The sequence below is a fragment of the Streptacidiphilus sp. MAP5-3 genome, assembly GCF_041262505.1.
In the GTDB taxonomy this organism is placed as follows: Bacteria; Actinomycetota; Actinomycetes; order Streptomycetales; family Streptomycetaceae; genus Streptacidiphilus.
In genome coordinates, this window is the sequence record NZ_JBGCCL010000013.1 from 186693 (window position 1) to 198920 (window position 12228).

Sequence of the window (12228 nt, forward strand, 5' to 3'; positions counted from 1 at the left end):
TCAGCCTAGCGGCGGGAGCGCGGGAAGGGCGGTCGTCCCGGCCTGGCCGAGGACCGCGAGGGTGGAGCCGTCGGACCGGCCGGTCAGCCAGGCCAGCAGCGCGTGGCCGGGGCCGGAGACGGTCAGCTCCGCGGTGGCCGCCGAGCGGCCGGTGGTCAGGACCTCCCCGCCGACGGGCGCAAGCGCGATCGACGCCACCTCCGGGTTCCCCGCGAACTGCGCGGCGACGTGCGACAGCTCCGTCGCCACCCAGGTTGCGGGCCAGTCGGCGGGGGAGTAGCGGTCCGGCAGACCGAGGTCGACGTGGTGGTACTCGACCTCCTTGCGCCGCTTCGCCGGGACCTCGGCGACCGGGAGCGGGCCGAGGCGGTGGGCCGCCGTGACGGACCACGCGGCGTCCGTCATCGCGGCGACGCCCGCGTCGAAGCGGGCCGCGCCGGCGCGCAGGTCGGCGATGTGCTCGGCAAGGGAGTGCTTGGCGCCGGCCTCGATGTCGCGGTCGCGGACTTCGGGGCTCGCGTACATCGGGATCGTCTCGCCGGTCCGCGCCCCGGTCAGCAGGTTGAGCAGGCCGTCGGCGTTGCGCGCGAGGTGGGCCAGCACGTGGCCACGGGTCCAGCCGGGCAGCAGCGAGGGCTCGCCGAGCTGCGCCTCGTCCATCGCCTCGACCGTGGCCAGCAGGCGCGCGGTCGACTCGGCCAGGGCGGGAATGTCAGTGGTGGGTGCGATGCTCAATCTGTGGTCCCTCATCTCCGATTGCATCCGTCGCTCCGTCGGTCACCGCTCGTGCCGTGGCCGGTGTCGGCGCACGTACCGCAGTCGGTCGTGTCCCGGAGCACTTCTTCGTCGTTCCCACGAGTGGAGGCCCCACGCGCTAGCGTGTCATCCGTTCGGGCGAACACTATCGATTGCCTCAAAAATCGAACACGTGCTCCCATTACTCTGGAATGGTTCTCCGTACCCCGCCTCTCTCGGCGCATCCCTGGGTACATCCCCGTACACCCGCTTTTGAAGGGCGCAGTAGCGTGGCAGACCGCCTCATCGTCCGCGGTGCTCGCGAGCACAATCTCAAGAACGTCTCGCTCGACCTGCCGCGCGACTCCCTGATCGTCTTCACCGGTCTCTCCGGCTCCGGCAAGTCGTCCCTGGCCTTCGACACGATCTTCGCCGAGGGCCAGCGGCGGTACGTCGAGTCGCTGTCCTCGTACGCCCGGCAGTTCCTCGGGCAGATGGACAAGCCCGACGTCGACTTCATCGAGGGCCTGTCGCCGGCCGTCTCCATCGACCAGAAGTCCACCTCCCGCAACCCGCGGTCGACGGTGGGCACGATCACCGAGGTCTACGACTACCTCCGGCTGCTCTTCGCGCGGATCGGCCACCCGCACTGTCCCGAGTGCGGCCGTCCGATCGCCCGGCAGTCGCCGCAGCAGATCGTCGACAAGGTGCTGGAGCTGCCCGAGGGCACCCGGTTCCAGCTCCTCAGCCCGCTGGTCAAGGGCCGCAAGGGCGAGTTCGTCGACCTCTTCGCCGACCTGCAGACGAAGGGCTACTCCCGCGCCCGGGTCGACGGCACGACGATCCAGCTGACCGAGCCGCCGACGCTCAAGAAGCAGGAGAAGCACACCATCGAGGTGGTCGTCGACCGCCTCACGGTCAAGAAGAGCGCCCAGCGACGGCTGACCGACTCGGTGGAGACGGCTCTCGGCCTCTCCGGTGGCACGGTCGTGCTCGACTTCGTCGACCTCCCCGAGGACGACCCGGAGCGCGAGCGGATGTACTCCGAGCATCTCTACTGCACCTACGACGATCTGTCGTTCGAGGAGCTGGAGCCGCGCTCGTTCTCCTTCAACTCGCCGTTCGGCGCCTGCCCGGAGTGCACCGGCATCGGCACCCGGATGGAGGTCGACCCGGAGCTGATCGTCCCCGACGAGGAGAAGTCCCTCGACGAGGGCGCCGTCCACCCCTGGTCACACGGCCACATCAAGGACTACCACCTGCGGCTGATCAAGGCCCTCGGCAAGGAGTTGGGCTTCCGCACCGACATCCCGTGGGCGGGTCTGCCGGCGCGCGCCAAGAAGGCGCTGCTCTACGGCCACAAGACCGAGATCGAGGTCAAGTTCACCAACCGCTACGGCCGCGAGCGCTCCTACATCACCGGCTTCGAGGGCGCGGTCCCGTTCGTCCAGCGCCGTCACGTGGACGCGGAGAGCGACAGCGCGCGCGAGCGCTTCGAGGGCTACATGCGCGAGACCGCCTGCCCGGCGTGCCACGGTGCGCGCCTCAAGCCGGTCGTGCTCGCCGTCAAGATGGCGGGGCGCTCCATCTCCGACATCTCCTCGATGTCGATCAGCGACTGCGCCGAGTTCCTCGGTGCGATGCGGCTGACGGCCCGTGAGAAGACCATCGCCGAGCGGGTGTTGAAGGAGGTCAACGAGCGGCTCAAGTTCCTGGTCGACGTCGGCCTGGACTACCTCTCGCTCGACCGCGCGGCCGGCACCCTCTCCGGTGGCGAGGCGCAGCGCATCCGTCTGGCGACGCAGATCGGCTCCGGTCTGGTCGGCGTGCTCTACGTGCTGGACGAGCCGTCCATCGGCCTGCACCAGCGCGACAACCACCGCCTGATCGAGACCCTGGTCCGCCTGCGCGACCTGGGCAACACGCTGATCGTCGTCGAGCACGACGAGGACACCATTCGCGCCGCCGACTGGGTCGTCGACATCGGCCCGGGCGCGGGCGAGCACGGCGGCCACGTGGTCCACACCGGCTCCCGCGAGGGCCTGTTGGCCAACAAGAAGTCGTTGACCGGCGCGTACCTCTCCGGCCGCAAGTCGATCGCGCTCCCGGAGATGCGCCGCCCGCTCGACCCGAAGCGCAAGATCACCGTCCACGGCGCGCGTGAGCACAACCTGCGCGACGTCGACGTCTCCTTCCCGCTGGGCCTGTTCACGGCGGTGACGGGCGTCTCCGGCTCCGGCAAGTCGACGCTGGTCAACGACATCCTCTACACCCACCTGGCGCGCGAGCTGAACGGCGCGCGCAGCGTGCCGGGCCGCCACACCCGGGTCACGGGAACGGACCTGGTCGACAAGGTCGTCCACGTCGACCAGTCGCCGATCGGCCGCACCCCGCGGTCCAACCCGGCCACGTACACCGGCGTCTTCGACCACGTGCGCAAGCTGTTCGCGGAGACGACGGAGGCGAAGGTCCGCGGCTACCTGCCGGGCCGCTTCTCCTTCAACGTCAAGGGCGGCCGCTGCGAGAACTGTGCGGGCGACGGCACGATCAAGATCGAGATGAACTTCCTGCCGGACGTCTACGTCCCGTGCGAGGTCTGCCATGGCGCCCGCTACAACCGCGAGACGCTGGACGTCCACTACAAGGGCAAGTCCATCGCCGAGGTCCTGGACATGCCGATCGAGGAGGGGCTCGCGTTCTTCGAGGCGGTCCCGGCGATCGCGCGGTACCTGCGCACCCTGGTCGACGTCGGCCTCGGCTACGTCCGGCTGGGCCAGTCCGCGACGACGCTGTCGGGCGGAGAGGCGCAGCGCGTCAAGCTCGCGTCGGAACTGCAGAAGCGCAGCAACGGCCGGACGATCTACGTCCTGGACGAGCCGACGACGGGCCTGCACTTCGAGGACATCAGCAAGCTGATCAAGATGCTGACGGGCCTGGTGGACAAGGGCAACTCGGTGATCGTCATCGAGCACAACCTCGATGTCATCAAGACCGCGGACTGGGTCATCGACATGGGCCCGGAGGGCGGAGCGGGCGGCGGCATGGTCGTCGCCGAGGGCACCCCGGAGCAGGTCGCCGCGGTCGGCGAGAGCCACACGGGCAAGTTCCTCCGCGACATCCTCGGCGAGGACCGCGTCTTCGACGAGGCCGCGGCGCCCGCGAAGCCCAAGAAGACGGTGAGGAAGAAGGCGGCGGCGAAGAAGTAGTTGCACCTATCGCAGGGGCGCGGGGCTCAGCCGCAGAGCTGCCGCGCCCCGGGTAAGGGCACGTCCCCCACCAACGTGACTCACAGGTGCGCGGCTTATCGTGGCTCTCGATGCCTTCGTGACCGCGGGGGCCTGAACCCCGTTGGAGCGCGTGCAGCGATGAGCACCGAGATGACCACCCCCGCCGACCCTGCCGCTGTCGCCGCGCCCGCGTCCGAGGGCTGCTGTAGGCGACAGCTGCTGCGCGGCGCCGCCGCCGTCGGTCTCGCGGGGGCCGGAGTGGTCGCGCTGTCGGCCTGCTCCGCGACGCCCGCGCCCAAGGGGCCGGTGACGCTCGGCGCGGCCAGCGACGTGCCGGTCGGCGGCGGCAAGCTCTACAGCGCGCAGCAGTGCGTCGTGACCCAGCCGACCGCCGGCAGCTACAAGGCGTTCAGCGCCGTCTGCACCCACGCCGGCTGCGTGGTCGACGGCGTCTCCAACGGCGTGATCTCCTGCCCGTGCCACGGCAGCGAGTTCAAGACGACCGACGGCTCCGTCGTCCAGGGCCCGGCTACCGCGCCGCTGCCGTCCATCCCGCTCGCAGTCAAGAACGGCAAGCTCGTCGCCACCTTCAGCTGAGGAAGCGCCGCCGCTCGGTGGCGGGGCGCTCGCGTGAAGCAGTTGTGATGGAGTGCCAAGCGCCTGCGAGGCGTGTCACAGCGGGCTGTTAGGCTCCCCGCGTCACGCAACGGGGGAGCGGTTCGGATGCCCATCAGCACTCAGTTTGAGATCACGTACAGCAGTGTGAAGTTCCTGTCGGAGAGCTTCAACCAGGAGGCGAGCGGCCTGGCCGGTGACGCCGTCTCCTTCGGTGAGGCCGCTGGCCAGATCGGTCAGGCCTTCGGCATCCTCGGCGCCTGCGACGGCGCCTCCCAGCAGTACGCCAGCCTGCTGAACAGCACGCTGAACGCGCTCGGCATGATTGCCGAAGCGCTGCAGGCCGAGTCCGAGCAGCTCGGGCAGACGATCGAGACCTACGACGGCAACGAGCAGCAGGCCCAGCAGGGCTTCGTTGCCGTGCACAAGAGCTTCTGAGGGTCGGGGGACCACGGTGGTGAACATCAACGGCTGGATCGACAGCCATGTCATGGACGTCCTTCAGGCCTTCGGCGTGGAGCTGCCAGGGGGCGACGGGGACACGCTGCGGTCCATCGCCTCCGACTGGGACTCCATGGCCACGGATCTCTCCAATCGGGTCAACCTGCTCAACACCCGGGTGTCCTACACCGGCACGAGCGATTGGTCCGGCTCGGCGCGGCAGGCCTTCGATCAGCACTGGCAGCAGCAGGCCAAGACGCTCGACGACTTCGCGTCCAACATGCACAAGGCCGCCAGCGGCCTGCGCAGTTACGCCGCCGAGATCGACCAGATCAACGAGTCGATCATCGACATCTGCGTGCAGATCGCGGAGATGGAGGTCGCGGGCGCGGTGCTGTCGGCCTTCACCGGTTTCCTCTCCGACCTGGTCGCCAATACGGCGGTGGCCGCCAAGGTCGCCAAGATCGTCGACCTGGTGGCCCAGTTCGGCAGGGTGGCGGACAAGCTCTCCGAGGTGCTGACCGAGCTGTTCGAGCTCTCGGAGGAGTCGGCCGCGACGCTCAGCAAGGTGCTGTCCGCGCTGGCCAAGATCTCCGGAAAGGCGCTCGGCGACGCGGGGAAGTCCTTCGCCGGGAACTTCGTCGCGGACACGGCCAGCATGGCGGCCAATCAGGCGCTCTCCGGTCAGCATGTCAACCTCGGCGCGGACCTCAAGGACGGCGCCGTCGAGGCGGGCGGCTCGGCAGCGTTCGCGGGGCTGGGCGGAGGTCTCGGCGCCGGGTCGGGGGCGGCCAGCAAGATTGGGGACTTCCTGTCCGGCAACGGTGGCAAGGTCAGCAGCCTGACCAGCGGGGCGCTCGGCAACATGGCGGGAACCGGGCTGGACGAGTACTTCCACCCCAACCAGCAGCAGGCCAAGAGCGGCAGTGGCGTCGCCGAGGACCTGCTCACCGCCGGTGTCACCGGCGCGGTCGGCAACGCGCGCGTCGACGGGAAGATCGACGGCCTGACGGAGCAGGGCAAGTTCGGTGGCGAGAACCTGAGCGAACAGGGGAAGCGGCTCGATGAGGCGTTCAAGTTCTCGGTCGGGACTGCGGACAACACGGCTGTCTACAACGCCGGTTCCGGGGTCGAGTCCGATCTGCAGAACCTCCAGCAGGAGCAGCAGCAGCTCGCGAACCAGAGCCCGGCCCAGTGAGCTCCGCCCGCGCACGCGGGTGTGCTGAAAGGAAACCCATGTCCGCCGTTGCTGCTGGGCCGCTGCTGGTCCCGGGACTCATTGTGGTCCCCGACCCTAATAGTCACAGCCCCTTTCCTTGGTGGGTCTTCGTCGGTGTCCCGCTGTTCGTGCTGGGCCTGTTGCTTGCAGGAGGCGGCGTTCTGTACGCCGTGAAGATTAGGGGCAAGGCGCGGAAGCCCGCCGACCGCGTGCCCGGCGTGCTGCTGCTCCTCATCGGCGCTGTCCTCGCCGCCCTCGGCTTCTGGCTCGCCTAGCAGCCAGTCGCCGCCAGCTGAAAGGAATCCATGTCCGACACCACCAATGCCCCTCTGCAGCTCGCCGGAGGCAACCTGCCTCCGCAGGGCGGCGGTGGGCACGGCAGCATGCACTGGGGGTTGCTCGCGGGTGTCCCGCTGATCGCGCTCGGCGTGCTGCTGGCCGTCGGCGGCCTCGTGCTTGCCGTCAAGCTGGGCGCCACGGCGCGGAAGTCCTCCGAGCGCGGTCCGGGCGTGCTCCTCTTTCTCGTCGGCGCTGCCCTCGCCGCCCTCGGCTTCTGGCTCGCGTAGGAGAGGGACAAGCGCCCGGACCTGGGAACAGACGCGGATCTGACAGACCTGCGCGCTAGGGTCGTAGGTGTCGCTGCGGGGGGTTCCCGTAGCGGTGTCCACGCATGTCACGACCGCGCGGGAGTCGGTCGGTGGCAGTCCGCACGCATGGGGGAAGTGATGGCCGACCCGTCCACCTACCGGCCCGCGCCAGGGCAGATTCCGGACTCGCCCGGGGTGTACAAGTTCCGGGACGCCGACGGGCGGGTGATCTACGTCGGCAAGGCGAAGAGCCTGCGCCAGCGGCTGGCCAACTACTTCCAGGATCTGGCGGGCCTCCACCCGCGCACCCGGACGATGGTCACCACGGCCTCCTCGGTCGAGTGGACGGTGGTCGGCACCGAGGTGGAGGCGCTCCAGCTGGAGTACAGCTGGATCAAGGAGTTCGACCCGCGCTTCAACGTCAAGTACCGGGACGACAAGAGCTATCCCTCGCTCGCCGTCACCCTGAACGAGGAGTTCCCGCGCGTCCAGGTGATGCGTGGGCCGAAGAAGCGCGGCGTGCGGTACTTCGGGCCCTACGGCCATGCTTGGGCGATCCGGGAGACGGTCGACCTGATGCTGCGCGTCTTCCCGGTGCGCACCTGCTCCGCCGGTGTGTTCAAGCGGGCCGAGCAGATCGGGCGGCCCTGTCTGCTCGGGTATATCGGCAAGTGCTCCGCGCCCTGCGTCGGGCGGATCTCCGCCGAGGACCACCGCGAACTGGCCGAGGAGTTCTGCGACTTCATGTCCGGCCACGCCGCCGGCTACCTCAGGCGCCTCGAGACGCAGATGCGCGAGGCCGCGGCCGAGATGGAGTACGAGAAGGCCGGGCGGCTGCGCGACGACATCGAGGCGCTGCGCCGCGCCATGGAGAAGAACGCCGTCGTGCTCGCCGACGGCACCGACGCCGACCTGCTCGCCCTGGCCCAGGACGAGTTGGAGGCCGCGGTGCAGATCTTCCATGTGCGCGGCGGCCGGGTCCGCGGCCAGCGCGGCTGGGTCACCGACAAGGTCGAGCAGGTCGACACCGCCGGGCTGGTCGAGCACGCGCTGCTCCAGCTCTACGGCGAGGAGCGCGGCGAGGGCGTCCCGCGTGAGGTGCTGGTGCCCGCGCTGCCGGAGCCGGTCGAGCCGGTGCTGGCCTGGCTGGCCGAGCGCCGCGGCGCCAAGGTCGACCTGCGTGTCCCGCAGCGCGGTGACAAGCGCGAGCTGATGACCACGGTGGAGCGCAACGCCGCCCAGTCCCTCGCCCTGCACAAGACCAAGCGCGCCGCCGACCTCACCACCCGCAGCGTCGCCCTGCAGGAGATCGCCGACGCGCTCGGGCTGGAGACCGCGCCGCTGCGGATCGAGTGCTACGACATCTCCCACCTCCAGGGCCAGGACGTGGTCGCGTCCATGGTCGTCTTCGAGGACGGGCTGGCCCGAAAGAGCGAGTACCGGCGCTTCGCGATCAAGGGCTTCGAGGGCCAGGACGACGTCCGGTCCATGCACGAGGTGATCACCCGCCGGTTCCGGCATCAGGAGCACGCCCCGCCCAAGGACGAGGAGACCGGCAAGGCCCGCCGCTTCGCCTACCCGCCGCAGCTGATCGTCGTCGACGGCGGCCAGCCGCAGGTCGCCGCCGCCCAGTTGGCGCTGACCGAGCTCGGCGTCACCGACGTCGCCCTGTGCGGTCTGGCCAAGCGGCTGGAGGAGGTCTGGCTGCCGGACGAGGACGACCCGGTCGTGCTGCCGCGTTCCAGCGAGGGCCTCTACCTGCTGCAGCGCGTCCGCGACGAGGCGCACCGGTTCGCGATCACCTACCAGCGCCAGAAGCGCGGCAAGCGCGCCACCGCCAGCGGGCTGGACACCGTGCCCGGCCTCGGGGAGGCCCGACGGCAGGCGCTGATCAAGCACTTCGGCTCGGTGAAGAAACTCCGCGCCGCCACGATCGACGAGATCTGCGAGGTCCCCGGTGTCGGCCGCCGCACGGCCGAGGCCGTGGTCGCCGCGCTGGCCGCCAGGAAACCGGCAGCACCGGCAGTCAACATGACCACAGGGGAGATTTTGGAAGAGTCGGACGGAGAAAACGTCACCTGATCCCAGTAACGTCACTCCATGGAGTGACTAGGGGAAGCCGCAGACGACCGCAAGCGTTGTTTGTACTGATGCGACCGAAAGCGGGGAGATGTAGTGAGTACGCCGGATCCTGAAAGGCAAGCGCAGACGCCGCCGGAGCTGCCTCTGGAGCCGCAGTCCGACACGGGCGAGGCGACGGACAGTTCCGAGGTCCCGGAGCTGGTGATCATCTCCGGCATGTCAGGCGCCGGACGCAGCACCGCCGCCAAGTGCCTGGAGGACCTCGGCTGGTTCGTCGTCGACAACCTGCCGCCCGCCCTGATACCGACCATGGTCGACCTGGGCGCGCGCTCGCAGGGCGCCGTCGCCCGGATAAGCGCGGTCGTGGACGTCCGTGGCCGGAGCTTCTTCGACGACCTGCGTTCCGCCCTGGACGAACTGGAGAAGGGCGGGGTCCGGCTCCGGGTGGTCTTCCTGGAGGCCTCCGAGGACGCCCTGGTCCGCCGGTTCGAGAACGTCCGCCGTCCGCACCCGCTCCAGGGTGACGGCCGGATCGTGGACGGCATCGAGCGCGAGCGCGAGCTGCTGCGCGAGCTGCGCGGCGAGGCCGACCTGGTCATCGACACCTCCAACCTCAACGTCCACGAGCTGCGCGCCAAGATGGACGCCCACTTCGCCGACGAGCAGGAGCCCGAACTCCGCGCCACGGTGATGTCGTTCGGGTTCAAGTACGGCCTGCCGGTTGACGCCGACCTGGTGGTCGACTGCCGCTTCCTGCCCAACCCGCACTGGGTCCCCGAGCTGCGCTCCCACACCGGCACCGACGAGGAGGTGGCCCGCTACGTCTTCGACCAGCCGGGCGCCAAGGAGTTCCTCGACGGCTATGTGGAACTGCTGCGGATCGTCACCGAGGGGTATCGCCGCGAGGGAAAGCGCTATATGACGATTGCCGTAGGCTGCACCGGAGGAAAGCACCGCAGCGTGGCGATGTCGGAACGGCTGGCCAAGCGCCTCAGCGCCGACAGCCTGGAGACGGTGCTGGTCCACCGGGACATGGGGCGTGAGTGACGGTGCGCGGACGCGGTTGACGGACGCGCGCCTCGAAGAGTGATAGGGGCGCGGGTGGCGGGTAGCTTCAGCGGCGGCGGCGGTCCTCTCCGGCAGATGAGGCGCGGCAGCCGCCGCGCCCCGAGAATCGTCGCGCTCGGTGGCGGCCGGGGCCTGTCCGCCTCGCTCTCCGCGTTGCGCAGGCTCACCGGGGAGCTCACCGCGGTGGTCACCGTCGCGGATGACGGCGGTTCCAGCGGTCGGCTCCGCGACGAGCTCGGCGTGCTGCCTCCGGGTGACCTGCGCAAGGCCCTGGCGGCGCTGTGCGGGGACGACGAGTGGGGCCGTACCTGGTCCGAGGTGATCCAGCACCGGTTCCAGAGCGACGGCGACCTGCACGGCCACGCGGTCGGCAACCTGCTGATCGTCGCCCTGTGGGAGAAGCTCGGCGACCCGGTCCTCGCGCTGGAGTGGGTCGGCCGCCTGCTGGGCGCGCACGGCCGGGTGCTGCCGATGTCCGCGGTGCCGCTGCACATCGAGGCCACCGTCCGCGGCCTGGACCCGGCGCGACCCGAGGAGCTCAGCACCGTCCGCGGCCAGGCCGAGGTCGCGGTCACGCCCGGTACCGTGGAGGCGATCCGGCTGCTGCCGGAGGACCCGCCCGCAGTCCCGGAGGCGGTCACGGCAGTCCGTGCCGCGGACTGGGTCGTCCTCGGCCCGGGCTCGTGGTTCACCAGCGTGCTGCCGCACCTCATGGTTCCCCAACTGCGGGACGCCCTGGCTGCCACGCAGGCGCGCAAGGTCCTGGCGCTCAACCTGGTCGCCCAGCCCGGGGAGACCGAGGGCTTCTCGCCGCAGCGGCACCTGGAGGTGTTCCTGGAGCACGCCCGCGGTGTGGAGTTGGACTTCGTCCTCGCCGATCTCGACGCCGTCGGGGCCGTCGCGGACACCGAGGCGCTGCGGGACGCGGCCAAGCGCCTGGGCGCCGAGTTGGTGCTGGCGCCCGTCGCCGCCGGTGACGGCGCGCGACACGACCCGGAGCTTCTGGCCGCAGCGTACGACCGGATCTTCAGAACGCATGGAAGGATCGCGCCATGGCGATGACGGCAGCTGTGAAGGACGAAATCAGTCGGCTTCCCGTCACCCGGGCTTGTTGCCGCAAGGCGGAGGTGTCGTCGATCCTGCGCTTCGCGGGCGGTCTGCACATTGTGAGCGGACGCATCGTGATCGAGGCGGAACTCGACACCGGTGTCGCGGCGCGGCGACTGCGCAAGGACCTGCTGGAGATCTTCGGACACTCCTCGGACCTGGTGGTGATGGCCCCCGGCGGGCTGCGCCGCGGCAGTCGGTACGTGGTGCGGGTGGTCAAGGACGGCGATCTGCTGGCCCGGCAGACGGGCTTGGTGGACGGGCGCGGACGCCCGATCCGGGGGCTTCCCCCGGCGGTGGTCTCCGGGGCCACCTGTGACGCGGAGGCGGCGTGGCGCGGGGCGTTCCTCGCGCACGGCTCGCTGACCGAGCCGGGCCGGTCCTCCTCGCTGGAGATCACCTGCCCCGGCTCCGAGGCGGCGCTCGCGCTGGTCGGCGCGGCGCGGCGGCTCGGCATCCCCTCGAAGGCCCGCGAGGTCCGCGGGGTGGACCGGGTGGTCATTCGTGACGGTGATGCGATTGGCGCGCTGTTGACGCGCCTCGGCGCGCACGAGTCGGTGCTGGCCTGGGAGGAGCGCCGGATGCGGCGCGAGGTCCGGGCGACGGCCAACCGGCTCGCCAACTTCGACGACGCGAACCTCCGCCGCTCGGCGCGCGCGGCGGTTGCCGCGGGCGCGCGGGTCCAGCGGGCGCTGGAGATCCTGGGCGACGAGGTCCCCGAGCACCTGGCGGCCGCGGGCCGCCTGCGCATGGAGCACAAGCAGGCCTCCCTGGAGGAGCTGGGCTCCCTCGCCGACCCGCCCCTGACGAAGGACGCGGTGGCGGGCCGGATCCGCCGCCTTCTGGCGATGGCCGACAAGCGAGCGATCGAACTGGGCCTGCCGAACACGGAGCAGAGCCTGACGGAAGAGATGGTCGCCGGCTGACAGTCCGCTCTTGCAGGTAGTCGCACTGTGCTCAGGGGCGCGGGGGGGGGGGGGGGGGGGGGGGGGCCGCCCCCCCCCCCCCCCCCCCCCCCCCCCCCCCCCCCGGGGGGGGCCCCCCCCCCCCCCCCCCCCCCCCCCCCCCGGGGGGGCCCCCCCCCCCCCCCCCCCCCCCCCGGGCCCCCCCCCCCCCCCCGCGGGGGGGGGGGGGGGGGGGGCCCCCC

General features: G+C 70.6%; 10 protein-coding genes and 1 pseudogene. 10 read left to right on the forward strand and 1 reads right to left on the reverse strand.

Features of this window, described 5'->3' with window-relative positions:
- Window positions 1-735 carry a maleylpyruvate isomerase family mycothiol-dependent enzyme gene (locus ABH928_RS20935; RefSeq protein ID WP_370068651.1) on the reverse strand — a complete coding sequence of 245 codons (735 nt, stop codon included), beginning with the start codon at window positions 733-735 and terminating at the stop codon, window positions 1-3.
- A gap of 290 nt (window positions 736-1025) precedes the next feature.
- Here ABH928_RS20935 and uvrA point away from each other — a divergent pair.
- The 10 genes and pseudogenes from uvrA to whiA all read left to right on the forward strand — a co-directional run.
- A pseudogene (gene uvrA, locus ABH928_RS20940) lies at window positions 1026-3938 on the forward strand (excinuclease ABC subunit UvrA); the annotation flags it as partial.
- A 162-nt stretch (window positions 3939-4100) separates the two neighbouring features.
- A complete protein-coding gene (locus tag ABH928_RS20945) occupies window positions 4101-4559 on the forward strand; it encodes a Rieske (2Fe-2S) protein (protein ID WP_370068653.1) in 459 nt (152 codons plus the stop codon).
- 126 nt (window positions 4560-4685) lie between these two features.
- Window positions 4686-5015 (forward strand): hypothetical protein, encoded by a 330-nt coding sequence (locus ABH928_RS20950; RefSeq protein WP_370068655.1) that lies wholly within the window; start codon window positions 4686-4688, stop codon window positions 5013-5015.
- 16 nt (window positions 5016-5031) lie between these two features.
- A complete protein-coding gene (locus tag ABH928_RS20955; protein WP_370068657.1) occupies window positions 5032-6216 on the forward strand; it encodes a WXG100 family type VII secretion target in 1185 nt (394 codons plus the stop codon).
- Window positions 6217-6254: 38 nt separating this feature from the next.
- Window positions 6255-6512, forward strand: coding sequence for a hypothetical protein (locus ABH928_RS20960; RefSeq protein ID WP_370068659.1), 258 nt, complete (start codon window positions 6255-6257; stop codon window positions 6510-6512).
- 30 nt (window positions 6513-6542) lie between these two features.
- On the forward strand, window positions 6543-6803 hold the full coding sequence (locus ABH928_RS20965) for a hypothetical protein (protein WP_370068661.1): 261 nt from the start codon (window positions 6543-6545) through the stop codon (window positions 6801-6803).
- A 159-nt stretch (window positions 6804-6962) separates the two neighbouring features.
- Window positions 6963-8906: an excinuclease ABC subunit UvrC gene (gene uvrC, locus ABH928_RS20970; protein WP_370068690.1), complete on the forward strand. Its 1944-nt coding sequence runs from the start codon at window positions 6963-6965 to the stop codon at window positions 8904-8906.
- Between the two features lie 138 nt (window positions 8907-9044).
- Complete coding sequence (gene rapZ, locus ABH928_RS20975) at window positions 9045-9953, forward strand: RNase adapter RapZ (protein ID WP_370068692.1); 909 nt, start codon at window positions 9045-9047, stop codon at window positions 9951-9953.
- Window positions 9954-10049: 96 nt separating this feature from the next.
- Window positions 10050-11036: a uridine diphosphate-N-acetylglucosamine-binding protein YvcK gene (gene yvcK, locus ABH928_RS20980; protein WP_370068663.1), complete on the forward strand. Its 987-nt coding sequence runs from the start codon at window positions 10050-10052 to the stop codon at window positions 11034-11036.
- Window positions 11027-12007 carry a DNA-binding protein WhiA gene (gene whiA, locus ABH928_RS20985; RefSeq protein ID WP_370068665.1) on the forward strand — a complete coding sequence of 327 codons (981 nt, stop codon included), beginning with the start codon at window positions 11027-11029 and terminating at the stop codon, window positions 12005-12007. The genes yvcK and whiA overlap by 10 nt, the downstream gene beginning before the upstream one ends.
- Window positions 12008-12228: the final 221 nt, after the last annotated feature.

Bases quoted from the DNA above. Each gene is read 5' to 3' on its own strand.
- yvcK (WP_370068663.1), top strand. From the start codon at position 10,050: ATGAGGCGCGGCAGCCGCCGCGCCCCGAGAATCGTCGCGCTCGGTGGC.
- ABH928_RS20945 (WP_370068653.1), top strand. From the start codon at position 4,101: ATGAGCACCGAGATGACCACCCCCGCCGACCCTGCCGCTGTCGCCGCG.
- ABH928_RS20960 (WP_370068659.1), top strand. From the start codon at position 6,255: ATGTCCGCCGTTGCTGCTGGGCCGCTGCTGGTCCCGGGACTCATTGTG.
- ABH928_RS20965 (WP_370068661.1), top strand. From the start codon at position 6,543: ATGTCCGACACCACCAATGCCCCTCTGCAGCTCGCCGGAGGCAACCTG.
- uvrC (WP_370068690.1), top strand. From the start codon at position 6,963: ATGGCCGACCCGTCCACCTACCGGCCCGCGCCAGGGCAGATTCCGGAC.
- ABH928_RS20950 (WP_370068655.1), top strand. From the start codon at position 4,686: ATGCCCATCAGCACTCAGTTTGAGATCACGTACAGCAGTGTGAAGTTC.
- whiA (WP_370068665.1), top strand. From the start codon at position 11,027: ATGGCGATGACGGCAGCTGTGAAGGACGAAATCAGTCGGCTTCCCGTC.